The sequence below is a fragment of the Vreelandella aquamarina genome (assembly GCF_020075495.1).
Classification (GTDB): Bacteria; Pseudomonadota; Gammaproteobacteria; order Pseudomonadales; family Halomonadaceae; genus Vreelandella; species Vreelandella aquamarina_A.
In genome coordinates, this window is the sequence record NZ_JABYQT010000002.1 from 449720 (window position 1) to 474142 (window position 24423).

Genomic DNA, 24423 nt, shown 5'->3' on the forward strand with positions numbered 1-24423 from the left:
TAAGGCCATACCCGAATGACAGGCAGCCAACCCTGCAAGGGACTGTTCTGGTCATCGAGGGTAACGAGCTTTTGGCGGGCAGAGCGAGGTATTCTCTGCCAGGCCCGATGTCAGGGGAGGGAGCTTACTCAATCCAGTAAGCTTTCTTGTTACCGGCCCACTGGGCCGGTTTTTTTTTGCCTTGATGAAACCGGGCACCTATTGATAACGCATGACATCGCCATACATGGGCGCAAGCTGGCCAAGCAGCGCGTTGCGGGCGTTCAACGCCACGCCTTCTGCTGCCAGGGCCGCATCGAGGTGTTCTACCAGGCGATTGAAGTGCCTATCCTTCACTCCCATATGTTGATGCGCCCGGTCCATCGGCGGGCCTTCATAATGGCAGGGCCCGCCACTTACGTCGCAAATCATGCTGCCAAGCGATGCGGCCAGCTTATCGATATTGGTATTGGCAAAGAAGCCGACCAGCTCGGTGTCATCGGCAACGCGATAGAGAAAATTCTCGACGATGGCATCGATGTTGGTCTGCCCGCCAAGACGTTCATAAAGTGTTGACTGGTGCTGCGCACAGGCGGCCAGCATCAGTGTCAGGCCTGCAAGGGCGAATGCCAGGAAAGTGCGGTGCATCGTGGCTTCCTTAATATAGGGGGCGTAGCTGAGATATAGGGGCGTGGCTGAGATATAAAGGGCGTGGCTGACGAAGAGCATGTCAAAAAGCGGCTTGCAGCGACAGGTATCCGCCCTGTTGCGAGGGCAAGCCGGCAATGGTGCCGAGATCCAGCCAGGCGCCGGTCAGCGAAAGATGCTTATTGAAGAAATAAGCGCTGTAAAGGCTTTGCCAGTCATCCTCTCTGGCGGCACTCATGTTATCGGGTTTTTGACGATACTCGGTACCGACAATCCACTGAGGAGTGATGAACACACCCACACTGCCTTCCGCCACCCAGGAGCGGCCCCCCTGGTCGCCGCCAAAGCCGAGCAGGCCGCCCTGGTTCGCGCTGGTATTGCGCAAGGTGGCATTGAGGAGCACGTTACGGCCTGCAAAGGCGCTGAACAGCAGCTTGCTGGCACTGAGATAGACATCGTTGCCCTGCGTGTGCCGCGCCCCCAACGCGACAGGAATGGTGTTATCGCTTACCCGCTTGTGTTGAGCGCCAATACTCCAGATACCCCAGGGGTGATAGAGCACATCGCCGAACAGGCGCAGTTTCGCAGCATATATGTCTTGCTCCAGCTCGCCGCCCAGCGTTTCCAGATCCAGCGTTTGGCGAGCGACCGAGACTTCGATGCGGTCATGGACATTCACGCTGGCGCCGGTCACGCTGAGACGGTAATCATCTACCCAGGCGCGGGTGGCCGTGGCCGTGACACCCACTTCCTCATCGCTTGGCGTACCTGAAAGCACGGCCCAGGGCGAAAGCCCGCCACCCGCCGCGCCTTCAATGGCGGTTACCGCACCGGTGGCCAAAAGTCGGCTGCCAGCGTAGGCCGGCGCGGTCGCAAGGATCATCCCCAGAACAATGAATGCCGTAATGCGTGGTACCAGCGTTGTCAGGTAACCAGTGAACGAAGCGGGCGTGTGGGGGGATGGCATCATGGCACTCTCTGGGGCGTCTTCATCGAGGAGACGGGTTGTGGTAAGGCAGGAGATTCGAAGCTGTCCAGCCAGGCGATCAACTGTTCAGACGCCATGGGCTTGGCAAGCCAGTAGCCCTGCAGATAATCGCAGCCAAGCGTGCTCAGAAGCTCTGCGCTGGCACGGTTTTCGACGCCTTCGGCGACGACCTCGAGGCCCAGGCTATGGCCCATTTCGATGGTCGAGCGAACGATGGTCAGGTCATCCTCTTGTGTATCAATTGCCTGTATGAAGGATTTGTCGATCTTGAGCTCCTTGACCGGGAGGCGTCTGATCTGAGCTAAAGAGGAGTAGCCTGTGCCGTAATCGTCGATGGCAAGACGAATGCCCAGCCGATGGAGTTCCATCAGCGTGTTCATCGCGGCGTCCACGTCCTGCATGACAGCGCTTTCGGTCACTTCGACACTCAGCTTGTCCGGAGCCAGGTGATGACGCTCGAAAAGCTGTGTTAGATGATGCGCCAGGTGGTGGTCGATCACATCACTGGCAGAAAGGTTGACCGCTATGGACAAGCGATACCCCTGCTGCTGCCAGGTATCGAGCTGAGTGCAGACGTGTTCGAGTAACCACTGGCTCAACATGCCAATACTGCCCGAGCGTTCCGCCAGACCTATGAATTCATCCGGAGGGACAAAGCCAAGTGTAGGGTGATTCCAGCGCATCAGCGCCTCGCACTGCATTACCGCTCCCGTTCGCGGAGCAAGCTTGGGCTGATAAGCCACCCATAATTCACCGTTGGCTACCGCGTCCTGCAAGTCCCGAATCAGCGTCAGCTGGCGCAGGTGCTGCTCGTCCTGACCCTCGACGTATCGCTGGTGTGAGTGGCGGTGACGAAGTGCCATGTCCAGGGCTATATCGGCCCGGCGCAGCAGAAGCTGCGAGCTGTCGCCATGAGCCGGAAAGCTGGCTTCGCCGGCACAGATCGAGGGGGTAACGGGGGATTTGTTCAGGTCGATGGGCTTCTCCAGGGTCGCGAACAGGTGCGCGCGCCAGGCCGCATCGCTTTGCACCTGGTTGGTAAGCAGCAGAAGCTCGTCGCTATCCAGCCGGTAGGCTTTGCTGCGCGGCGCGTCTAGACACTGTAACCGCTTGGCCAGCGTGACCAGCATATGATCGCCAAGCGCATAGCCAAAGGTATCGTTGATAGCGCGATAGTTATCATTTTTCAGCCGAATCAGGCTGAAGGGTTCGCCGTTTTGAATGGCAAGGTCGATATCCTCCTGGGCGCTGATCCGATTGGGCAGGTCGGTCAACAGGTCGTGGCGCGACTGATGGCGCAGCGCCGCCTCACGCTTGGCAATACCCTCCTGCATGGTCAGAAGCGTTGCAGCAAGCAGTCCTGTTTCGCTATGCCTGCCCCGCATGGGAAGCTCAAGGACGCGCTCACCCCGCCCGATGCGCTGCGCCGCCTGGGACAACGCCCTCAAGGGCTCGCTGATACTGCGTGCGCTCCATATGGCTACCAATACGGTAAACAACAGGATAAGCGCAATGATGCCCAGCAACTGCCCCTGCAGCGAACGATAGGCGCCCAGCAGCTCACCGCGTGAAATCTGCAGCAGTGCGTAGGTCTGATTGCCCCTGTCCGTGTAAAGCGGGCTAGCATAGGAGAGGTATTCGTCATCCTGTGTCATTTCATTGCGCAAGAGACGTCCACCCTCGCTGATCAGGTGGATACTTTCACTGTCCATCAACTGCTGAGCAAGCGCTGCCTCATGGGTGCTTGCCAGGTAACTGATGCGCGTCGCGTCTTCGTAATTGATCACGCTGATATCCAGGCCAGTAAGCGCACGGACTTCGTTGATCAGCGATTCATCGATCAAGAAGCCCATGCCTACCCAGCCAATCAGATTCGGAGCGCGAACGGGTAGCAGCGCCACCTCGTAAGGCTGTCCCTGGATGATGACGACGCCGGCTGCGCTGCCCGCCTGGCGAGCACGTTCGAACAGCTCGGGAAAGGGCATGGGAGTGTTCTGGGGGTGATGACTGCTCGCCAGAATGACACCGTCAAGGCTGCTCAAGAACACGGTATCCGCCTTGGCCCGGTCGCCATAATTGGCCAGGGCGGAATATAGCGTACTGGTATCCTGGCTAGATACCGCGCTTTTGAAACCGAAGTCGTCGGCAAGGATCGCGACGTTGTTGCTCAGCTGTTCGCCGCGCACGCTCAGCAGTTGATCGAGCACCTTGGCGCCTAGTGCCAGACGCTGAGAGCCTTTGGCGATGATGTCGTTTTGCGTGGCGCGAAGAAAGGCGGCCCCTGTAATGAGTTGCGAGACCACCACCACGGCAAGCAGAGCCAGCATCAGGCGCGTTCGAAAGCGCATGGCCACCTCAGTAACGACCCATCGATGATGATAGCCGATGCCATGCTCAACCAGCGTCTCTAAAGCGCTGTTGAAGGGGCGATAGCGGTGGCTTGGGAGGGGCGACGGCCTTCAGCTCGAGCTGGATGCTTGGGGAGGTATCGGCCACGACCTCGCCTTCCCACCAGACCTGCTGGCTGTCATCGAGACGTGGATGCCAGACCCGCATTCGATGCGACCCGGCAGGCAATGTGGGCAGCGCCAGCATGCCCGAGGCATCTGTCTTGGCGGCAAAGGGAGCGTCGCTGACCACGATGAACGCCTGCATTTGGTCGTGGATATTGCACCCCAGCACCACGATGCCCGGCTGATCAAACAGCAGCGGTTCCGGCGTCTCCTGCAGGTAGAGATTCAAGCTGAAGGTTTTCGCGGCGGAAAAGGAGTAGACGTTATGGCGTGTCGTGTCCTGATTGGGAAAGGCGACATGGCTACCGGTGGGTATCGTGGTGACATGTGGGTGAAACGTTGCATCACGTTGATAGACGCTCTGCACCTCTGTCGTCATGGGCGACGTCGATGGTTCGTAATAGATTTCGACCACGGCGTCTTCAAGGGGTTGGCCGTCGGTGCTGCTCACCGTAACGTAGTCCGACTGGGCTGGCGAGGATATCAGCAACGCCGTCAGCGTCAGCATACCCAGGCAGGTCTTGAAAACACACGACAGGTTGGCCAGCGAAGGCCGAGGTTGTATGCGCATGGGGTTCCATGGATAGCTGACGAAAAGATAGAAAGAACGTGATGTTAATAGTGTAGGTAAATTGCGGAAAAGTCATGCGGTTGACTCGATGCAAAACGCTCGCCTATTCCCGCTTTTCATACAACTCGAGCAAGGGTTCGACCGGCAGCGACTCCCGGCAGGGGAGAGGCGCTTCAAGGAGAAGGGGCGCAGTGCAAGAGAGGGGCCATCGCTACCGCGCCGGCGCGGTAGCGATGGATTATACTGCTTATCCGCGCGTTTTTTCGAGCAGGAAGTCGACGATCTGGTCAGCGGCGACCATCGTGGCTTCGCTGTCGCGACGGCCCTTGTACTCGAGTTCGCCGTTATCCAGGCTGCGATCGCCAATCACCAGACGGTGCGGTACACCCATCAGCTCCAGGTCGGCAAACTTGACACCAGGGCGCGTGTCGCGGTCATCCAGCAGAACGTCCAGGCCGGCGGCGGTCAACGCTTTGTACAGACGCTCGGACTCTTCGCGTACGCGCTGAGACTTGTGGGCGTTCATGGGCACCAGTGCAACCTGGAAAGGCGCAATGGCGTTGGGCCAGATAATGCCGGCGTCGTCGTGGTTCTGCTCGATGGCGGCAGCGACCACACGGGTGATGCCGATGCCGTAGCAGCCCATCCACGGATGGCTGGTTTTACCGCTATCTCCCAGAACACTTGCATTCATGGCTTCGGAGTATTTCTGGCCCAGCTGGAATACGTGGCCCACTTCGATGCCGCGCTTGATGGACAGCGTGCCCTTGCCATCCGGCGAGGGGTCACCTTCAACGACCTTGCGCAGATCGGCGACTTCCGGCAGGGCCACGTCGCGCTCCCAGTTGATGCCGAAGTAGTGCTTGCCTTCGATGTTGGCGCCAGCGCCAAAGTCGCTCATCAAGGCGACGCTGCGGTCCGCAATGATCGGCATGTCCAGATTCACCGGACCCAGCGAGCCAAAGCCTGCTCCGGCGGCGGCGCGAATTTCTGCTTCGCTGCCCATGGTCAAGGGAGCTGCCACCTGGGGAAGGTTTTCGGCCTTGACCTCGTTCAGCTCATGATCACCGCGTACCAGAAGTGCTACCAGACCGCCTTCGGCGCCCTTGACGATCAGCGTCTTGACGGTCTTCTCGATGGGCAGGCCGTGCTGTTCGACCAGCGCGGCGATGGTCTTGGCGTCTGGCGTATCGACCAGATGCATTTCCTGGGTGGGCGCTTCACGCTTGGCGTCGCTACCCAGCGGCGCGGGCAGGGCTTCGGCCTTTTCCATGTTCGCCGCGTAATCCGAGGCGTTGGAGAACACGATGTCGTCTTCACCAGAGCTTGCCAGCACGTGGAACTCATGAGAGCCCGTGCCGCCGATGGAGCCGTTGTCGGCGATCACCGGACGGAAATCCAGACCCAGGCGGGTGAAGATGCGCGTATAGGCATCGTACATCGCCTGGTAGGTCTCTTTCAGGGAGACTTCATCCAGATGGAAGGAGTAGGCGTCCTTCATGATGAATTCGCGCGAACGCATGACGCCAAAACGCGGGCGGATTTCGTCGCGGAACTTGGTCTGGATCTGATAGAAGTTGACCGGCAACTGCTTGTAGCTGGCAATCTCCTTGCGCACCAGGTCGGTGATGACCTCCTCATGGGTCGGGCCAACGCAGTAGTCGCGCTCGTGACGGTCCTTGACGCGCAGAAGTTCAGGGCCGTACTGCTCCCAGCGGCCGGACTCCTGCCATAGCTCTGCGGGCTGAACGGCAGGCATCAGTACTTCCTGTGCACCGGCGCTGTTCATCTCCTCACGCACGATGGCTTCTACCTTGCGAAGCGTGCGCAGGCCAAGAGGCAGCCAGGTGTACAGGCCCGACGTCAGACGTCGGATCATTCCTGCACGCAGCATCAACTGGTGGCTGATGACTTCGGCGTCGGCCGGGGTTTCTTTCAGTGTGGCAATGAGCAATTGGCTGGCGCGCATGAGCGAAAGATTTCCTTGATGGTAAAAAAGCCGCGGGCTTAACGTTGAATGCGAGCATTGTACGACTTAGCGGTTAATGCGGCAAAATCCTGCGCAGGGCTGGCGGCTGTACTGGTTGTCGTTTGTGCTAATATAGCCCGGTTTTTGCAGGCGGCAGTTACCGGCAAGCCAAACCATCGACGCCCGGATGCCGCACTTTTATGATTCTTGAGGGAACCTTCATGCAGCAATCTGTACGCCGTTGGGCAACCGGGGCCGTGCTTGGCGTCTCCATCGTTGCGCTGAGTGGTTGTGGTACCTTGTTTCACCCCGAACGAAAAGGCCAGCTAAGCGGCCAGATTGACCCCGTGGTAGCAGTGGCCAACGGCGTAGGACTCTTGTTTTTTATCGTACCAGGTGTGATTGCCTACGCGGTCGACTTTTCAAATGGCACTATCTATTTGCCCAGCAATAACAGTGCGTCGGTCGATGTACTGCATCTTGATGGTGCACTGGACGTGGCGTCACTTGAAAAGCTGCTGTCAGACAAGGCGGGCCAGCCGGTAAGTCTTGAAAGCGAGCTTGTGAAGATCGAAGAGATGACCAACCTCGAAGAAGCGTTGGCCATGGTGCGCATGTCCGGCGTTCTTGATGAGGAGCGTCTGGCCACCATGTAACCTGCAGGTTACTCGGATGGCTGATATGCCCCCAGGCCGGATAAACCCGCCTGGGGGCATATCGTTTGCGGCTACGAAACCTGTCTGGATGCGGTCAGTTTGAGCGTGACCAGGCCTGCTACCAGTCCCCAGAACGGCCCGCCGATACCCAGAAGCGTGATGCCTGAACCTGTCAGCAGAAAGGTGATGATCGCCGCATCGCGCTGCTGGGGTTCTGCAAAGGCGCTCGTAAGCCCGCCAGCCAATGTGCTCAGCAAGGCGATACCGGCCAGGGCGATGACCAGCACGTTGGGCAACGCATTGAATACGCCGGTGACCGTCGCGCCGAAAACACCCATGATAATGTAGAAGACGCCCGCGGCCATGCCGGCCGTATAGCGGCGGCGTGGGTCGGCGTGAGCATCTGGCCCCAGGCATACGGCAGCGCTGATTGCCGCCATGTTTAACGCAAACACGCCAAACGGGGCCATCAGCAGCGTGACGCCGCCGGTCCAGCCGATCAGCGGCGAGCTGTTGGGCTGATAACCTGCGGCTCGCAGAACGGCTACGCCCGGCAGGTTCTGTGTCGCCATGGTGATCACGAACAAAGGAATGCCCACTCCGATCAGCGTGGAGAGCGACAGTGCAGGCGCCATGAATACCGGCGTAGTCGGCGTCAGGGGAATATCCTGAAGATCGACCTGCCCCTGAAGCAGGGCAAGGCCAAGCCCGGTCAACAATACGCCGGGTACGGCCAGGGTAGGCCACAGGCGCCGGCCGACGACCCAGGCCGCCAGCATGACAAGCGGCATCAGCCATTGGCTCTCCATGGCACCAAACAGCTCGAGCCCGAAGCGCAGCAGGATACCAGCCAGCATGGCCGCGGCAATGGCGCCGGGAATATGACGCATGAGGCGTTCGAACAGCCCGGTAATTCCGCACAGTGTGATCAGAAATGCCGAGAACAGAAACGCACCGATGGCTTCGTCGAGCGGTATGCCCGGCAGGCTGGTGGCCAGAAACGCCGCCCCGGGTGTCGACCAGGCGGTCAAGAGCGGCATACGATAGCGTAGTGAAAGTCCAAACGACGTGATGCCCATGCCGATGCCCAGCGCCCAGAGCCAGGAACTGATCTGGGCCTCTGATGCACCGCTGGCGGCGGCCGCCTGAAAGATGATGGCGGCAGAGCTGGTATAGCCGATGGTGACCGCCACAAAACCGGCGGTCACGGTAGAAAGAGAAACATCCTTCCAGGCGCGCGACTGCGGCGTCGTAGTGGTCGGCATGGCAATCTCCGTGGCTTGCTGGGTTAACATGCTGAGCTAGCATGTGCGCTATAACGCATGAATAGGCACATTATCATCGTGCGTCATAACGCACAATCGGCAGAAATGCAGCGCCGAAAATATCGTCAGGCAATCCAGGAGGAGCTCATGCCTACACAGCCCCAAGCCATTGCCGAGCACGTGGCCAGCACCGTCAAGCGCCTGCGCAAGGAGCAGCGCTGGAGTCTGGATCGGGCGGCGGCTGAGACCGGAGTGAGCAAGGCGATGCTGGGCCAGATCGAACGCGGCGAATCGAGCCCTACGATATCCACGCTCTGGAAGATTGCCAGCGGTTTTCGGGTATCGTTTTCCACGCTGTTCGATAGTCAGACGCCGGCACTTGGCGAGCTCAAGCGCGACAGCTGGGAATCCGTGTGGGGCGATGACAGCGCCGGCATGCAGGCCAGGTTGCTGTTTCCCTACGATCCGCTGCTGGGTTTTGAAATGTTCATGATCGAGCTGGCGCCCGGGGCGATCAGTGAATCGTCACCCCATGCCGAGGGCGTGGTGGAACACATCGTGGTAGTGGAAGGGGAAATGGAGCTGCGTATCGATGAGCGCTGGCAGACGCTGCGCGCAGGCGAGGGGCTGCGATTTTTTGCCGACCGGCCCCACGCCATGCGCAACAATACCGCGACGCGGCTACGTTTTCACGATGTGATTCACTACTTGCCCGGTGCTGCCTCTGACACCTGAGCGCGCAGCCAGCTGATTTCATCACGCCAGATGTCGGGTTCCACCGTTTCCAGAATCAGCGGAATGCCACTGATACGTGCATCCTGCATGATGGTGGTAAACGCCGGCAGGCCGATATTGCCTTTGCCCAGGCTGTGGTGGCGGTCGACCCGGCTGGCGTAGGCGCTTTTGGCGTCGTTCAAGTGCATGCCGCGCAGGTACTCGAACCCCACTACGCTGCCCAGTTCGTCCAGTGTTGCCTGGGTGGCCTCAGCGGTGCGCAGGTCGTAGCCCGCGGCAAAGGCGTGGCAGGTATCGATGCATACCCCCACTCGGGCCTTGTCATCCACGTGACGAATGATCTCCGCCAGGTGTTCAAAGCGCCAGCCCAGATTGGAACCTTGCCCGGCGGTATTCTCGATCACCGCGGTAACGCCTTGTGTCTGGGCCAACGCTTCATTGACCGATTCCGCGATACGTTTTAAACAGTCCGATTCGCTTATCTTGTTGAGGTGGCTGCCGGGGTGAAAGTTGAGCAGCGTCAAGCCCAACTGCTCGCAGCGCTGCATTTCGTCCAGAAAGGCGGCGCGAGATTTCGCCAGCCCCTCTGCCTCTGGATGCCCCAGATTGATCAGATAGCTGTCGTGGGGAAGAATCTGCTCCGGCGTGAAACCGTGCTGCCGGCAGGCGGTCTTGAAGGCGGCAATGGCCGTTTCGGTCAGCGGCTTGCCCTGCCACTGGCGCTGGTTCTTGGTAAACAGCGCAAACGCGTCGGCGCCAAGCTCGACTGCGCGGTGCACCGCCTGATCAGCGCCGCCTGCAGCGCTGACATGGGCTCCTACATACTTCATGACGTTCCCTTAACGTGTGGCCAGGCGCTGATTATCCAGAAAACGCTGAAAAATGGCAGGCTCGTCGGTAATCGCGCAGGCAATTCCCCAGGCCCAGCGGCTGTTGAACGCGCCCGGGTCGTTGGCGGTATAACAGAGCAGTTGGTAGCCGGCATCGATCATGGCATCGGCCTGAGCGCGCTTCAGGCGCGGCCAATGGGGGTGAATGCTGAAGGCGTCCACCGCCTCGCACTGGGCGCGCCAGTCCTTGGGCGTACTGCCAAAAAGTACGCCCAGCGCCAGCTCCTCGCTGGGGGCGAACTCACGGCAGCGTCCGAGGGCGGCAGCATCAAAGGAGGAGACGATCAGCCGCTCCGGCGGCAGCGCCGCCAGCACCTCGGGCATGACGCGCTCTACCAGAGCGATGGGGTCGCGGCCCTTGTTGACCTTGATTTCCAGGTTGACGCCCATGCCAAGCTTGTTGAGCAGCGTCAGCATGGCCTCCAGGCTGGGCATCTTCTCGCCGGCGAAACGGTCGCTGAACCAGCTGCCTGCGTCCAGTGCCTGGGCTTGCGCCCAGCTCATCGCGGCCAGGTTGCCACGCCCGTCCGAGCAGCGCGCCACGTCGGCGTCGTGCCAGATGACCGGCGTACCGTCGCCGAGCAGTTGAACATCCAGCTCGACCCACCGGGCGCCGGCTTCATGGGCGGCACGCACGGCGGCCAGGGTGTTTTCAGGGGCGGCGGCAGAGTAGCCGCGATGGGCAATCAGGGTGGGTAGGGCAATCGCAGGGTGGGTCATGGGCCTTCCAGAAAGCTTCACCGGTTGAATGGCCTTGAGTTTAGCATGAGTACATGACGCCAGCGTGTCACGCCGGGATTGCGTTCAGTTGCTTGATTTCTTTACCTTGACGCGGTTGGATAGCACGCGTGACGTCAACCAATAAAGTGCCTCAATAACGTACAAGGAGTGTGTATGTCTCAACGTATCCAGTTTGCCCAGACCGGCGGTTCAGAGATGCTTGAACTGGCCACCGTTACTCCCGCAGAACCCGCGGCCGGGGAAGTGCGTATTGCCAACAAGGCAGTAGGGCTCAACTTCATCGATATCTATTTTCGTACCGGGCTCTACCCGGCTCCAGCACTGCCGTCAGGGCTTGGCACCGAGGGCGCCGGCGTGGTCGATGCCGTGGGTGAAGGGGTTACCCATGTAAGCGTGGGTGATCGTGTGGCCTACGCCCAGGGGCCGCTTGGCGCCTATGCAGAGCACCATACGCTGCCGGCGTCAAAAGTGGTCAAGCTGCCGGACTTCATTGATTTCGAAACCGCCGCCGCCAGCATGCTGAAAGGCCTGACCGTTCAGTACCTGCTGCGCCAGACCTATGCGCTCAAGGGCGGTGAAACCATTCTGTTCCACGCGGCGGCCGGCGGTGTGGGCTCCATCGCCTGCCAGTGGGCCAAGGCCCTGGGCGTGAAGCTGATCGGCACGGTCAGCTCCAGAGAAAAGGCGGAACTCGCCATGCGCAATGGCGCCTGGGCGACCATCAACTATACCGAAGAGGACGTGGTCGAGCGGGTGCGTGAATTGACCGGTGGCGAAATGTGCGACGTGGTGTACGACTCGGTAGGCAAGGATACCTGGGAAGTCTCCTTGAACTGCCTGAAACCCCGCGCGCTGATGGTGAGTTTCGGCAACGCCTCAGGCCCGGTGGATGGCGTGAACATCGGTATTCTCAATCAGAAGGGCTCGCTGTTTGTGACGCGCCCCAGCCTCAACGGCTACGCCGACACCCGCGAGCGCCTGGAAATGATGTGTGAAGACTTCTTCGGCATGATTGAAAGCGGCAAGATCAAGATCGATGTTGCCAATCGTTATCCGCTGGCAGATGCCGGCAAGGCACAGGACGCCTTGCAGAATCGCCAGACGACCGGCTCCACGGTGCTGCTTCCCTAAGGACTGCCCATTAAACGCAAGAGCCGCCGGAGAGGCGGGCTCTTGCGCTTGAGCAAGCAGCAAAGGGAAGGCTTAGCGCACCCCGTCATAGGCCATATCGAAAAAGCGCTGCTCGATCTGGCTGGCTTCGACAAACGGCTTGCGCAACGTCTCAAATTCGCGCTCGGCGCCTACGCGGTTGAGTTCGCTGCACAGGAAGCTCACCCAACGGACAAAATCCGGCTCGTTGTGCAGTACGATCCAGTCGCGATGCTCGGGCCTGGGCGGGAGCGTATTGCCGGCGCGCTGAGCCCATTCGAGATAGAGCCACTCGGCAACCACCAGTACCACCAGCATCAAGGCGTAATCCTGGGAGTCGCAGGCCGTTTCCATGAGCGCGATAAATGCCTGGGTAGGCTCGGCAAGCGTCGGGTTCTTCCACTGGCTTTCAGGAATATTCAACGCGTCAAACGAATCGATAAAGTAGCGATACTCGCCGCCGGCCAGTACGGAAAGTTGCCGGGCGTGGGTCAGGCGCGCCTCGGGGTCGTCTGCCGCGCACACCGCCGCGCCGAGCAGGCGTACAAAGGTGTCGCAGAAGCGAAAGTCCTGAACCAGATAGCGGCCAAACACGTTGTCGTCTATGTCGCCTGCCAGCAGCTGGTCGACAAATCGATGGTTGATGCAGGCGTCCCAATAAGGGCTGGCTGCGTCGCGCAGACGATGGCATAAATCCATGCTCACTCCTGTAAATTAATGATGACGCAGGCCATGGTAAACGATGTCTTGCGCTACGGTTAGTAGACGATACGCCAGACCTGGGTAGCGCGTAAGGCCTGGGCGCACGGAAGTTTCGGTGTAACGATAACGTCTGCATGGCCTGTACGATTGTATAGTTATCGTCTAATGTGTGAAGGTCACAGCGCGTTAACTTATGTTTCAATTTGAAGGTAAAAACCGATAGGTTGCAGACCGCCGGTATTCTACTCCCCGGCGGCTAGAGGAGATCACAGCAGCATGGCATTAGAATCTATCGGCCTGGCCCCTAGCACTCTGGTATTTATCATACTCGGCTTGACGCTGGGAGCATTCATCTGGGGGCGTTTTCGTTACGACCTGGTCGCGTTGACGGCATTGCTTGCATCCGTGATGCTGGGTCTTGTACCGGCTGATTCCGCATTTGCAGGGTTTGGCCACCCGGCGGTGATTACCGTGGCTGCCGTGCTGGTACTCAGTCGTGGGTTCGAGCGCTCGGGAGTCGTGGATGTCATTGCCAATCAGGTGCTCAAGGTTGGCGAGCGGCTGCTGTTACAGCTGCTGGTGCTGGTAGGGACGGTGGTGGTGCTATCGGGCATCATGAACAACGTGGGGGCGCTGGCGCTGCTGTTGCCGGTGGCCATGCGCATGGCGCGTGAGCACAATACATCGCCTTCGCTGCTGTTGATGCCCCTGGCATTCGGGTCGCTTCTGGGCGGCTTGACTACCTTGATCGGTACACCGCCCAATATCATTATCTCGAGCTACCGGGGAAACATCACTGGCGAGAACTTCGGCATGTTCAGCTTTTCGCCGGTAGGCATTGCGGTGGCCGGGGCAGGGCTTGCCTTTATCGTCCTGATCGGCTGGCGACTCACTCCCAGGCGCAGCAGCCAGGCCTCCACCGCTGAAATGTTTGATACTGCCAACTATCTGGTCGAACTCAAGGTAACCGAGGATTCCAAGGCCAACGGTCTGACCCTGCCTCAACTGCGCGACGAACTCGAAGAGACCATTCCGGTATTGGCAGTCGTGCGCGATGACAATCGCCGGGCCGGCTACTCGTTTCACGGCATTCTACGCGAGGGTGATATTCTGCTGCTGGAAGCCGGGCCGGACGAGTTGAAGCTGCTGGAGGACAAGGTAGGGCTAAGTGCGATTGCCGAGCCCGAATCTGCGAATGACCAGCTCGAAAGCGACGCATTGGAAACGGCGGATGCCGAGGAAGAGAGCGGTGACAAGCGTCAGCCAGTGGACACTGAAGGACTTCAACTGATCGAAGCCGTCGTACGCAACGACTCGATGATGAATAATCGTAGCGTCAGGCAACTGCGCTTGAACCAGCAGTTTGGGCTTCATCTGGTCGCGGTCGCTCGTGATGGCAGCCGTTTGAAGCAGCGCCTGCGTGATATACGTTTTCAGACCGGCGACGTGTTGCTGTTGCAAGGCAGTGAAAAGGAGATAAGCGACAGCCTTTCCACGCTCGGCTGTCTGCCGCTGGCCAACCGTGAGCTGCATCTTGGACAACCGCGCAAGCTGGCCATTTCGATCGGCATCTTTGCCCTGGCCATCGTGGCCATGCTGTTCGATCTGCTGCCGGCGGCGGTAGCCATGAGTACGGCGGCCCTGGCCTCGTTGCTGATTGGTGTACTGCCGCTGCGTGATGGCTATCAGGCCATTGATGGCCCGGTGATCGTGCTGCTGGCGGCCATGCTGCCGGTAGGCGAAGCGCTGGAAACCAGCGGCGGCGCGGAGATCATCGCCAATTCGCTGCTTACCTTTGGTGTCGACTGGCCGATCTATGTCTCCCTGAGCGGGCTTTTCGTGCTGACCATGCTGCTTTCCAACGTGGTCAACAACGCAGCGGCGGCTCTGCTGATGGCGCCCATCGCCGCAAGCCTTGCCCAAGGGTTTGGCGTGTCCCTCGATCCCTTTTTGATGATTGTGGCGGTCAGTGCCTCCTCGGCGTTCTTGACGCCTATCGGCCATCAGTCGAATACCCTGGTGCTTGGCCCCGGCGGTTACAGTTTTGGCGATTACTGGAAACTGGGGTTGCCGCTTTCCGTTGTGGTACTAATCGTCTCCTTGCCAGCCATCCTGTGGGTATGGCCGCTGTAGCGAAACCTGCACTGGCCTGGCGGATAACAGGCAATGGGCCTGGAACTATCAGATTCCGAAAATCCTGATAGCCTGTTACGCTAGAGCTACACAAACGTGACAGGCCGGGCCTATGAATCAGCAATTTCGTCAGGATGCCATCGTCGAGCTGGTACGCCAGCAAGGCTACATGAGTATCGAGCAGCTGACCGAACATTTTGCCGTCACGCCACAAACCATCCGACGTGACTTGAATACACTGGCCAACGATGGCCGGGTGCGGCGCGTGCATGGCGGCGTAGGGATTGAATCAAGCACCGTCAACACGGCCTACAGCACGCGCAAGACGCTCCATCTTGAGGAAAAGGAGCGTATTGCACGCTGTCTTGCCCAGCAGATCCCCGATCATGCATCACTGTTCATCAACATCGGTACCAGCAATGAAGTGATTGCCCAGGCGTTACTTGGGCACCAGGGCCTTGAAATCATTACCAACAATCTGAACGTCGCCGCCATTCTGCAACACAAGGAAGATTTCAATGTGATTATTGCCGGTGGCCAGGTGCGTTCGCGCGACGGCGGGATCATTGGTGAGGCCACGATTGATTTCATCAATCAGTTCAAGGTCGACTACGGCATCATCGGTATCAGCGGCATCGATGAAGACGGCTCGCTGCTGGAATTCGACTATCAGGAAGTTCGCGTGGCCCAGGCCATCATTGCCAATTCGCGACGGGTCTATCTGGCGGCGGATTACTCGAAATTTCACCGTAACCCGGTAGTTCGCCAGGGCAATCTGTCTCAACTCGATGCGCTATTCACCGATCGCAGGCCGCCGGACGCCATTCACCAGCTATTATTGCAGCATGATGTAGCGCTGCATGTCGCTTGAGTATCCGTTTCTGTGTAAGACTATTTTCGAACTTGAGCATTCTCGAGGCTTAGCGTAGCCTTTGCTGATAATAAAACGAAAATCCTAACTCAAAGCGAACATGCCATGTCCAGCTATCTACTTGCCATCGATCAAGGCACTACCAGCTCACGCGCTATCCTGTTCAATCGAGAGGGCCAGATAGCCGCGATTGCCCAGCAGGAGTTTACCCAGCATTTCCCCAGTGACGGCTGGATCGAGCATGACCCGGACGACCTCTGGGAGTCGGTGGTGGCGACGTGCCGCCAGGTGCTGGAAAAAGCGCAGATCGAGGCCAGTGACGTGGCGGGGGTGGGCATTACCAACCAGCGCGAAACCACGCTACTGTGGGATCGCAATACGGGCAAGCCGCTGTATAACGCCATTGTCTGGCAGGACCGGCGCACCTCAAAGCAGTGCCAGCAACTGCGCGATCAGGGCCATACCGAGACCGTTCAGGCCAAGACCGGTCTTTTGATCGACCCTTACTTTTCCGCCACCAAGCTTGCCTGGCTGCTGGACAACGTCGAAGGCGCGCGTGGGCGCGCCGAGCGCGGTGAGCTTGCCTTCGGCACGGTAGACAGCTTCTTGATCTGGCGGCTGACCGAGGGCAAGCAGCACGTGACTGATGCGACCAATGCATCGCGTACGGCGCTGTTCAATATTCATACCCAGCAGTGGGATGAAGAACTTCTGGCACTTTTCAACATTCCTGCAAGCCTGCTGCCGGAGGTGAAGGATTCAAGCGACGATTTTGGCATGATGGACGCGAGCCTTCTGGGCGCCGAGCTGCCCATCGCCGGCGTGGCAGGCGATCAGCAGGCGGCGCTGGTAGGCCAGGCGTGCTTCAAGCCCGGCATGGGGAAAAGCACTTACGGCACCGGCTGCTTCATGATCGTGAATACCGGCGATACACCTTCACTTTCAAAAAGTCGCCTGTTGACCACAGTGGGCTACCGGCTCGGCGGCAAGCCTACCTACGCCATGGAAGGGAGTATCTTCGTGGCTGGCGCCACCGTTCAGTGGTTGCGTGATGGGCTCAATCTGTTTGCCGATGCCGCGGAAACCGAAGCGTTGGCCAAGGAGACTCGCCATGGTCACAGCGTTTATCTGGTACCCGCCTTTACCGGATTGGGCGCGCCTTACTGGGACCCCAAGGCGCGCGGTGCGATCTTTGGCCTGACCCGCGATACCGGTATTGCCGAGATCGTGGCGGCTGGCTTGCAGGCAGTGTGTTATCAGACCCGCGATCTTCAGCACTGCATGAACGAGGACATGGACGCCACGCCCAGCAAGTTGCGCGTGGATGGCGGCATGGTGAAGAACAGCTGGCTCATGCAATTTCTGGCGGACATGCTGGACACCGAGGTCGACCGGCCTACCATTCTGGAGACCACTGCCCTGGGGGCGGCTTATCTGGCGGGTCTGCGCCTTGGGTGGTACGACTCCCTGGAGGAGATCGAACAGCTCTGGCGCTGTGAAAGAAGTTTCCTGCCCAGTATGGAGAGCACCACCCGCGAGTCGCTTTACCAGGGCTGGCTGGATGCGGTATCTCGCGTGCGCTCGCAGTAGATGACTCTCGATAAAAAGTAGATGACACTCGATAAAAAAGCGTAGCCGCCATTCAGGTAGCTACGCTTTTTTATGCCTTACCTTTCACTTTCTACGCCTTCCTGCACCGATCTGTAGGCCTTTAACACCGATAGCGCTTTTCCAGCAGTTGTGTAGTCAGGTTACAACCCGACGTGCTGCCAATGATGCATTGTGGGGTTTGCTGCGGTGAAGCATAGTCAATTCATGGATCGGCAAGTGACTTGCTACCTCGAGTCACTCACCCGATTCCCGCTACACAGCTTAGCGCTTCAGTATTACCCATGCGCTAGTGGCGAAGGTCTTGTAACGCTTGTGACCGTTTCGCAGTTACCGAACTGGGCACTTATCCGGCCCGGCATGCGTAGCAACGTCACCATTGAACGCCTGTCGGCAGGCAGGTTCAGCCGACAACGGATGACCATACCATGAGGTACTACCTATGAACTGCATCGAACTCAGCCAACAAGCCGACCAGATTGCCAGCACGTTCAGCAAGCAGGACCTGGCCAAGCTGGTACTGGCTCTGAAAAGCAATCGCGAATCGCTTCAGCATGCGGTAGAGGTGATCGATACACTCGGCAACCGCACAGGCTGCACGCTGGAGGAAGCCTGGGATGAAGTGCTGGCCGGTGACTCGCAGCTTCAGGTCGTCAACGAAGAGTAGGCCGGCACGTTAAAAGAAAGCCCCTCACAGAGGGGCTTTTCATGCGTACTCAGGTATTCGCCTGACATGCTGGTTGCGGGGCAGTATCTGCGGTTTTCTTGAAATAGTGATCGAGCTGCGCCTGGGCATCATCGCCAAACAGCACGCGGCAAGCCTCTTTCAAGCCTTCTGACTTGCGCAGCTGCTCGTGATGTACCACCAGCGAAACCTTTGCCCGGCGGCGCAGAAAATCCTCGAGCTCTGTGATCATTTCGTGGTCGCGGGCGTGTTCGAGCTCAACGCGGATGTACTCGGTGCCCTCGATCAGCAGCTCGGCCTGACGCGGGTCGGCTTCGATCTTGTCGAGCATGGCAAACGCCTTGTTTGCATAGCGTCGCCAGAGGCGTGTGGAAAGCATTTCCGAAGACGTTTCAGGCGTTAGTGCATCCAGCTTCATTTGCTTTGCTTGCGCCATGAACTGGTGCTTGACGCTTTCGGCGGGTTCGCCGTACCAATGGAAGTCCGCCTTGGGTAGCGTAACGCCCAGGCTAGCCAGCTCATCGGCAATTTCATTGCCCACGTTGACGCAGTCGGTCAACTTGCCACCGAAGATGCTGATATGCGCGGTATCGCGGTTGGTGTTCACCACATGCTTGCGAGACATCTGGAAAAAGTCGCGGTCACTGCCCTGGTCCGCCTCCACTGCAAGCGGACGTACACCACAGCGTGTGGAGATGATGTCGGCAGGGGCCAGCGGCTTTTCAAGGGTCAGGCGTGCGTTGATGTTATTGAGCACGAAGCGTATATCTTCGTCGGTCACCACGGCGTCCGGGTGATCCATATGGGTATCGGTGGTGCCGATGCAGGTGCGATTACCCATGGGGATGACGAAGAACAGACGGCCGTCATCGGCGAAAAATGCCAGCACTCGCTGGGAGGCGGTAAGCTGCGGCACGATCAGGTGGATTCCCTTGGAGTAGTGGTGCTGATGCGATGTCTTTTCGCCGGTCAGGCTGTTGTGCTGATCGACCCACGGACCTGCGGCATTGATCAATACCTTGGCGCGTATCTCGAAGGGTCGGCCGTCGGTGGTGTCCCGTGCTTGGGTCACCCATACGCCATCCTGACGCTCAGCGCCCAAGGATTCCACGTAGTTGGCGGCGGTGGCGCCGTAATCAAGCGCATGGCGGATAAAGTTGAACACGAACCGCGCGTCGTTATCGTGCAGGTAGGCATCTGAATACTCAAAGCCGCCTACCGAGTCGCCAACGTTGATGATGGATTCTTCCTGCTTGATGTTCTTTGGCGAAAGCAGGCGCGGGCGTTTGGTAAACCCGTTGCCCATCAACCAGTAGAGCCAGGTGCCTGCCCAGAGGTAGCGGGGCGAGTGGCGAAACCCTCGGGTAATGGTGGTCAGGAAACGGATCTCCTGCACGGTAGATGGGTAGCTCTTGATCAAGTGATTGCGGCTTTTGCACAGCTTGCGCACCAGACCAAAATCATTGCTTTCCATGTACTTGATACCGCCCCATACCAGATTCGACGAGTGCATGCTGGTACTGCCGGCAAAGTCTCCTCGATCAATCAGGGCGACCTTGGCGCCTTTGCCTGCCAGGGCAGCGGCGCTTGCAGCTCCGTTGATACCCCCACCGATCACCAGCGCGTCAAAGGTGGTGCTGGTCAATTGACTCAGGTTCTGTTGGCGCAGCGTCATGGTGGCCTCTTCGAATAAGCGGATAAGCAGGGTTCACCGTCTAGACGGCGGTTATTTTCATTTGTGAAAGAATATGTGATCGTTTTTGATCTTTCAAGATTGGAATCGAACATTTGAAGTTTCAAAAAAACCGGCTCCTATCAAGGAGCCGGTCAATGATGGTTACCTTACAACCCGACGTTACTTGACGCTTGACGTCTGCTCCTGCTGAACGGGAGCGGCCTTCTTGGCGTTATGATCAATAAGGGTATCCTTGTTGTTGGCAAACGCATCGTAGGCGAAGTCGTCTACCGTGAGCATCTCGAGCACCTGGGTTTCAAATTCGCGCATGAAGAGCGTTTCTTCTTCGCTGATCAACCCCTTCTCGAAGGCGACTTCGACACGTGCTTCCGGGTGTAGCGCCGTCTGCGGCAGCTCTCCCTTGGCGTAGGCCTTGTTCACCGTACGGTAGATGGCTTCGGCGCGATCATAATCGACCAGCAATGCGTTGTAGCGGGCCAGCGGATTGGGCTGTTCGCCGTCATCGGTATCCCAGGTGTTGGCCAGAAGCTTGGTGCGCAGGGCACTGTGGGTGGAAACCCGCTTGGCGATATCCCGTGCCAGGTCGTCATGGGGTTTATCCCAGCGACGACCGGTTGGCATCGCTATGGCGTTGAGTACTTTACCCAAGGCGCGGTTAGGCAGGTTATCGAAGATCTCCACGAACGCCTGCTCGGCGCGATTCAGCAGGAAGCGGCAGCTGTAGTGGAGCAGGGCATCTTCGCCTTCCACCTTGTCGCCAGCTTGCCACTGTTTCAGCACCATGGAGGCCAGATACAGGTTGGAAAGCACGTCCCCGAGCCGCGCCGAGAGCATTTCGCGTTTTTTCAGCGCCGAGCCCAGGCTTGCCATGGCAGCGTCGGCACACAGGCCAAAGGCGGCAGAGAGACGGGCGATATCCTGTGCATAGGCGGCGGCCGGAGCGTCGAAGGGCACGCTTGGCTTGCCAAAGCCCAGACCCATGGTAAAGGCACGCGCCGCGTTGCCGAAGATAAGCCCGGCGTGGCCGAAGAATGCCTTGTCGAACGCGTTGATGTCGTTGGCATCCTTGGCGGCCAGCTCATCCAGCACGTAGGGGTGACAGCGAATTGCGCCCTGACCAAAGATCATCAGGTTGCGCGTCATGATGTTCGCGCCTTCCACCGTAATAGCGACTGGATTGGCACTGTAACCGATGCCCAGATAGTTGCGCGGGCCAAGCGTGACGGCCTTGCCGCCGTGTACGTCCATGGCATCGCTCAAGATGACGCGCTGGAACTCGGTCAGCTGGCTTTTCAGGATCGCCGACGGTACCGCAGGCTTCTCACCATGATCGATCAGGTTGGCGGTCTGGTAAACCGTGGCCTGGGCGATATAGCCCATGGCGGCCATACGGGCCAGCGGCTCCTGCACGCCTTCCATTTCCGCGACCGGTACGTTGAACTGACGGCGTACGCGGGTGAAGCCACCGCTCCAGCCCAGCGCGTAGCGGGCGGTGCCGGTGGCGCCGGAGGGCAGGGTGATGCAGCGCCCGATGGAGAGACACTCGACCAGCATGCGCCAGCCCTGGCCAATCATGTCCTGCCCACCGATGATGGTATCCAGCGGAACGAAGACATCGACGCCCTTGATCGGGCCGTTCATGAAGGGGCTGCCGATCGGGTGGTGGCGACGGCCAATGTCCATACCCTGGGTGTCGCGGGGAATCAGCGCCAGGGTGATGCCACGGTCTTCCTCGTCACCCAGCAGCTTTTCCGGGTCGAACAGGCGGAAGGCAAGGCCCACTACGGTGGCAATGGGGGCCAGGGTGATCCAGCGTTTCTCGAAGGTCAGACGAAGGCCAAGCACTTCCTTGCCATCGATGACTTCCTTGCATACCACGCCAACATCGGGAAGCGACGTGGCATCGGAGCCGGCGCGCGGGCCAGTCAAACCAAAACAGGGAATTTCGCGGCCATCAGCCAAGCGGGGCAGGTAGTGATTCTTCTGCTCCTCGGTGCCATATTTCAGCAGCAATTCGCCCGGACCGAGGGAGTTGGGTACGCCGACGGTCACCATCAGCGTCTCGTTGGCAGAGAGCTTCTGCAGCACCATGGACTGGGCCTTGGCCGAGAAACCCAGGCCGCCATACTCCTTGGGAATGATCATCCCGAAGAAGCCTTCCTTCTTCAGGAAGTCCCACAGCTGTTGGGGCAGGTCGGCGCGCTCGATGGTGATATCCCAGGCGTTGCACATGCCGGCGGCCGTGGCGCACTGGTTATCCAGGAAAGCCTGCTCGTCTTCACGCAGGCCATCATCTGTGTAGTTCAGCAGCGCGTTCCACTGCGGCTTGCCGGAAAACAGCTCGCCGTCCCAGGCAACACTGCCGGCTTCCAGGGCGGTGCGCTCGGTCGCGGAAACCTTGGGCGCCACTTTCTTGAAGATGTTGAAGATACGCGGTGTCAGCCATTTGCGGCGCAAGGCGGGAAGCCCTGCTGCTGCCACAGCGATAGCCCCGATCAGCAGAACCACGCCAATAAAGGTGGCATCAAGCAGCAGACCCACGAGGCCCAGTACGCCCAGCAGCGTCAATGCTGCAGCGGCGCCCGCTTCGCGACGCATGATAATCAACAGGCCGACCACGGCAATCATGATCAGTAGTAGGGTGAGCATAGAACGTCTCCATGTATTGTTAGGCGCTGTCCGATAACGGTCTGCGTTCAGTCTAGCGTGAAAACGGTGGTACCGGGGCTGGATGAATCGATAAACATCCTTCATGCCAGCACTATTCGAACAGATGTTTGAATAGTGGCAGACCTGCGCCATTCAGCGCAAGTTGCCAGGATGTTTTATCTAGCGGGCCTGATGAAAAAAAGCCACGGCGGCTGGCCGTGGCGTGGAAGATAGGGTAACTGCAAGAGAGGGCGGAGTATGACGTTCAATGGCGCCAGGTAACGATTACACCTGCCTGGCAGCTGCGCCGTTGGCGATATAATAATCCACCTGAGCGCGGGGCAGTGGTTCGACGCCGCGAATATGGTCCGCAATCTTTTCGGCCAGCATGATGGTAGGCGCATTGAGGTTGCCGGTAGGAATCAGCGGAAACAGCGAGGCATCGACCACGCGCAGGCCTTCCAGGCCGTGTACCCGGCCCTGGCCATCGGTAACTGCCAGCTCATCGCTGCCCATACGGCAGCTGCCGCAAGGGTGGTAGGCGGTTTCAGCATGCTGCCTGACGAACGCATCCAGTTCGGCGTCGGATGTGACGTCTGGCCCCGGCGCAATTTCGCGGCCGCGATACGTGTCAAAGGCGGGCTGGGCGATGATCTCACGAGTCAGGCGAATGGCGTCGCGAAACTCCTGCCAGTCCTTCTCCCTGGACATGTAATTGAACAGGATGCTGGGGGCAGCGTGCGGATCTCTGGACCGCAACTGGATACGGCCGCGACTCTCCGAGCGCATGGAGCCCACGTGGGCCTGAAAGCCGTGGGCCTGTACCGCACTCTTGCCGTTATAACTGATGGCAATAGGCAGAAAGTGATACTGCAGGTTGGGCCACTCTTCTTCATCACGGCTGCGAATGAAGGCGCAGGATTCAAACTGGTTGCTGGCGCCAACGCCGGTACCCTTGAACAGCCACTCGGCACCGATCCTGGGCTGGTTGTACCATTTGAGTGCCGGGTAGAGCGAGATAGGCTCCTTGCACTCGTACTGGATGTACATTTCCAGATGATCCTGAAGATTTTCGCCTACCCCGGGCAGCGCATGAACCGTCTCAATATCAAGCGATGCCAGAAGCTCAGGGTTGCCCACGCCTGAGCGCTGCAGAATCTGCGGTGAGGCAATGGCACCGCCGCACAGCAGCACTTCGCGTCGCGCGCGCACCTGTCGAGTCCGGCCTTTGCGTTCATAGCGCACACCGCTTGCCCGCTTGCCGTCAAACTCGATCACGTCGGTTACTGCGTGGGTTTCAATCGTGAGATTGGCGCGCTGTCGGGCGATATCCAGGTAGCCGCGTGCGGTAGATGAGCGCCGGCCCTTGGGCGTCACGAAGCGGTCCATGGGGCCGAAGCCTTCCTGCTGGTAGCCGTTGACGTCTTGGGTTTCCGGGTAGCCCGCCTGCTTGCCGGCCTCGATAAACGTGCGGTAAAGCGGGTTGTTGTTATCCTTGGGTGTGGTCACGCTGACTGGCCCATCACCGCCGTGGTAAGCGTTCGGGCCAATATCGCGATTTTCACACTTCTTGAAGTAGGGCAGGCAACTGAGGTAGTCCCACTCCTCAAGGCCTGGGTTGCTTGCCCAGTTATCGTAATCCAGGGCGTTTCCGCGGATATAGCACATGCCGTTGATCAGTGAGGAGCCGCCCAACCCCTTGCCACGGCCGCACTCCATGCGTCGGTTATCCATGTGCGGTTCCGGGTCGGTTTCAAACGCCCAGTTATAGCGCTTGCCCTGCAGCGGGTAGGCCAGGGCCGCCGGCATCTGGGTGCGAAAATCCAGGCGATAGTCCGGCCCGCCCGCTTCCAGCAGCAGTACGCTGACATCGCGGTCTTCCGTCAGGCGAGTGGCGAGCACATTGCCGGCCGAGCCTGCGCCGATAATGATGTAATCAAATTCGCGTGGTTGAGACATCGTTTTCTCCCATCCA

General features: G+C 59.0%; 19 protein-coding genes. 7 read left to right on the forward strand and 12 right to left on the reverse strand.

Features of this window, described 5'->3' with window-relative positions:
- Positions 1-198: 198 nt before the first annotated feature.
- The 5 genes from HW452_RS04735 to HW452_RS04755 form a co-directional block, all read right to left on the reverse strand.
- Positions 199-627 carry a group I truncated hemoglobin gene (locus HW452_RS04735; RefSeq protein WP_224104946.1) on the reverse strand — a complete coding sequence of 143 codons (429 nt, stop codon included), beginning with the start codon at positions 625-627 and terminating at the stop codon, positions 199-201.
- An 82-nt stretch (positions 628-709) separates the two neighbouring features.
- Positions 710-1597, reverse strand: a complete 888-nt coding sequence (locus tag HW452_RS04740; protein WP_224104947.1) for a DUF3034 family protein — start codon at positions 1595-1597, stop codon at positions 710-712.
- Complete coding sequence (locus tag HW452_RS04745) at positions 1594-3963, reverse strand: putative bifunctional diguanylate cyclase/phosphodiesterase (protein ID WP_224104948.1); 2370 nt, start codon at positions 3961-3963, stop codon at positions 1594-1596. Before HW452_RS04745 ends, HW452_RS04740 begins: the two co-directional genes overlap by 4 nt.
- Before the next feature lie 46 nt (positions 3964-4009).
- Positions 4010-4699 (reverse strand): methylamine utilization protein, encoded by a 690-nt coding sequence (locus HW452_RS04750; RefSeq protein ID WP_224104949.1) that lies wholly within the window; start codon positions 4697-4699, stop codon positions 4010-4012.
- A 247-nt stretch (positions 4700-4946) separates the two neighbouring features.
- A complete protein-coding gene (locus HW452_RS04755; protein WP_224104950.1) occupies positions 4947-6668 on the reverse strand; it encodes a proline--tRNA ligase in 1722 nt (573 codons plus the stop codon).
- A 221-nt stretch (positions 6669-6889) separates the two neighbouring features.
- On the opposite strand from HW452_RS04755, the gene HW452_RS04760 reads away from it, so the two are divergent.
- Positions 6890-7324 carry a hypothetical protein gene (locus tag HW452_RS04760; protein ID WP_224104951.1) on the forward strand — a complete coding sequence of 145 codons (435 nt, stop codon included), beginning with the start codon at positions 6890-6892 and terminating at the stop codon, positions 7322-7324.
- Positions 7325-7395: 71 nt separating this feature from the next.
- On the opposite strand, the gene HW452_RS04765 is transcribed toward HW452_RS04760, so the two are convergent.
- The gene (locus tag HW452_RS04765; RefSeq protein WP_224104952.1) at positions 7396-8589 is read right to left on the reverse strand and encodes a benzoate/H(+) symporter BenE family transporter; all 1194 of its coding nucleotides are present in this window, start codon (positions 8587-8589) and stop codon (positions 7396-7398) included.
- A gap of 147 nt (positions 8590-8736) precedes the next feature.
- Here HW452_RS04765 and HW452_RS04770 point away from each other — a divergent pair, with 147 nt between their 5' ends.
- Positions 8737-9324, forward strand: a complete 588-nt coding sequence (locus tag HW452_RS04770) for a helix-turn-helix domain-containing protein (RefSeq protein WP_224104953.1) — start codon at positions 8737-8739, stop codon at positions 9322-9324.
- On the opposite strand, the gene nfo is transcribed toward HW452_RS04770, so the two are convergent.
- Positions 9294-10154 (reverse strand): deoxyribonuclease IV, encoded by an 861-nt coding sequence (nfo, locus tag HW452_RS04775; RefSeq protein WP_224104954.1) that lies wholly within the window; start codon positions 10152-10154, stop codon positions 9294-9296. The genes HW452_RS04770 and nfo overlap by 31 nt on opposite strands.
- A 9-nt stretch (positions 10155-10163) precedes the next feature.
- Entirely contained in the window at positions 10164-10934 is a 771-nt protein-coding gene (locus HW452_RS04780) for a glycerophosphoryl diester phosphodiesterase (protein WP_224104955.1), read from the reverse strand.
- 174 nt (positions 10935-11108) lie between these two features.
- Here HW452_RS04780 and HW452_RS04785 point away from each other — a divergent pair, with 174 nt between their 5' ends.
- Positions 11109-12086, forward strand: coding sequence for an NADPH:quinone reductase (locus tag HW452_RS04785; protein WP_224104956.1), 978 nt, complete (start codon positions 11109-11111; stop codon positions 12084-12086).
- A 72-nt stretch (positions 12087-12158) separates the two neighbouring features.
- On the opposite strand, the gene HW452_RS04790 is transcribed toward HW452_RS04785, so the two are convergent.
- Positions 12159-12803 (reverse strand): TenA family protein, encoded by a 645-nt coding sequence (locus HW452_RS04790; RefSeq protein WP_224104957.1) that lies wholly within the window; start codon positions 12801-12803, stop codon positions 12159-12161.
- A 279-nt stretch (positions 12804-13082) separates the two neighbouring features.
- Here HW452_RS04790 and HW452_RS04795 point away from each other — a divergent pair, with 279 nt between their 5' ends.
- From HW452_RS04795 to HW452_RS04810, 4 genes are all read left to right on the forward strand, one after another.
- On the forward strand, positions 13083-14939 hold the full coding sequence (locus tag HW452_RS04795) for an SLC13 family permease (RefSeq protein WP_224104958.1): 1857 nt from the start codon (positions 13083-13085) through the stop codon (positions 14937-14939).
- 112 nt (positions 14940-15051) lie between these two features.
- The gene (locus HW452_RS04800; protein WP_224104959.1) at positions 15052-15810 is read left to right on the forward strand and encodes a DeoR/GlpR family transcriptional regulator; all 759 of its coding nucleotides are present in this window, start codon (positions 15052-15054) and stop codon (positions 15808-15810) included.
- A gap of 105 nt (positions 15811-15915) precedes the next feature.
- Complete coding sequence (glpK, locus tag HW452_RS04805; RefSeq protein WP_224104960.1) at positions 15916-17400, forward strand: glycerol kinase GlpK; 1485 nt, start codon at positions 15916-15918, stop codon at positions 17398-17400.
- Between the two features lie 460 nt (positions 17401-17860).
- On the forward strand, positions 17861-18085 hold the full coding sequence (locus tag HW452_RS04810) for a hypothetical protein (protein WP_224104961.1): 225 nt from the start codon (positions 17861-17863) through the stop codon (positions 18083-18085).
- 49 nt (positions 18086-18134) lie between these two features.
- On the opposite strand, the gene HW452_RS04815 is transcribed toward HW452_RS04810, so the two are convergent.
- The 3 genes from HW452_RS04815 to betA all read right to left on the reverse strand — a co-directional run bounded on the left by HW452_RS04815 (position 18135) and on the right by betA (position 24407).
- Complete coding sequence (locus HW452_RS04815) at positions 18135-19778, reverse strand: glycerol-3-phosphate dehydrogenase/oxidase (RefSeq protein ID WP_224104962.1); 1644 nt, start codon at positions 19776-19778, stop codon at positions 18135-18137.
- A gap of 180 nt (positions 19779-19958) precedes the next feature.
- A complete protein-coding gene (locus tag HW452_RS04820; RefSeq protein WP_224104963.1) occupies positions 19959-22448 on the reverse strand; it encodes an acyl-CoA dehydrogenase in 2490 nt (829 codons plus the stop codon).
- Between the two features lie 285 nt (positions 22449-22733).
- Positions 22734-24407 carry a choline dehydrogenase gene (gene betA, locus HW452_RS04825; RefSeq protein ID WP_224104964.1) on the reverse strand — a complete coding sequence of 558 codons (1674 nt, stop codon included), beginning with the start codon at positions 24405-24407 and terminating at the stop codon, positions 22734-22736.
- Positions 24408-24423: the final 16 nt, after the last annotated feature.

Coding starts and splice junctions, on each gene's coding strand:
- HW452_RS04800 (WP_224104959.1), top strand. CDS start 15,052: ATGAATCAGCAATTTCGTCAGGATGCCATCGTCGAGCTGGTACGCCAG.
- nfo (WP_224104954.1), bottom strand. CDS start 10,154: ATGAAGTATGTAGGAGCCCATGTCAGCGCTGCAGGCGGCGCTGATCAG.
- HW452_RS04745 (WP_224104948.1), bottom strand. CDS start 3,963: ATGCGCTTTCGAACGCGCCTGATGCTGGCTCTGCTTGCCGTGGTGGTG.
- betA (WP_224104964.1), bottom strand. CDS start 24,407: ATGTCTCAACCACGCGAATTTGATTACATCATTATCGGCGCAGGCTCG.
- HW452_RS04750 (WP_224104949.1), bottom strand. CDS start 4,699: ATGCGCATACAACCTCGGCCTTCGCTGGCCAACCTGTCGTGTGTTTTC.
- HW452_RS04810 (WP_224104961.1), top strand. CDS start 17,861: ATGAACTGCATCGAACTCAGCCAACAAGCCGACCAGATTGCCAGCACG.
- HW452_RS04790 (WP_224104957.1), bottom strand. CDS start 12,803: ATGGATTTATGCCATCGTCTGCGCGACGCAGCCAGCCCTTATTGGGAC.
- HW452_RS04740 (WP_224104947.1), bottom strand. CDS start 1,597: ATGATGCCATCCCCCCACACGCCCGCTTCGTTCACTGGTTACCTGACA.
- HW452_RS04760 (WP_224104951.1), top strand. CDS start 6,890: ATGCAGCAATCTGTACGCCGTTGGGCAACCGGGGCCGTGCTTGGCGTC.
- HW452_RS04815 (WP_224104962.1), bottom strand. CDS start 19,778: ATGACGCTGCGCCAACAGAACCTGAGTCAATTGACCAGCACCACCTTT.
- HW452_RS04755 (WP_224104950.1), bottom strand. CDS start 6,668: ATGCGCGCCAGCCAATTGCTCATTGCCACACTGAAAGAAACCCCGGCC.
- HW452_RS04780 (WP_224104955.1), bottom strand. CDS start 10,934: ATGACCCACCCTGCGATTGCCCTACCCACCCTGATTGCCCATCGCGGC.
- HW452_RS04785 (WP_224104956.1), top strand. CDS start 11,109: ATGTCTCAACGTATCCAGTTTGCCCAGACCGGCGGTTCAGAGATGCTT.
- HW452_RS04735 (WP_224104946.1), bottom strand. CDS start 627: ATGCACCGCACTTTCCTGGCATTCGCCCTTGCAGGCCTGACACTGATG.
- glpK (WP_224104960.1), top strand. CDS start 15,916: ATGTCCAGCTATCTACTTGCCATCGATCAAGGCACTACCAGCTCACGC.
- HW452_RS04820 (WP_224104963.1), bottom strand. CDS start 22,448: ATGCTCACCCTACTACTGATCATGATTGCCGTGGTCGGCCTGTTGATT.
- HW452_RS04765 (WP_224104952.1), bottom strand. CDS start 8,589: ATGCCGACCACTACGACGCCGCAGTCGCGCGCCTGGAAGGATGTTTCT.
- HW452_RS04795 (WP_224104958.1), top strand. CDS start 13,083: ATGGCATTAGAATCTATCGGCCTGGCCCCTAGCACTCTGGTATTTATC.
- HW452_RS04770 (WP_224104953.1), top strand. CDS start 8,737: ATGCCTACACAGCCCCAAGCCATTGCCGAGCACGTGGCCAGCACCGTC.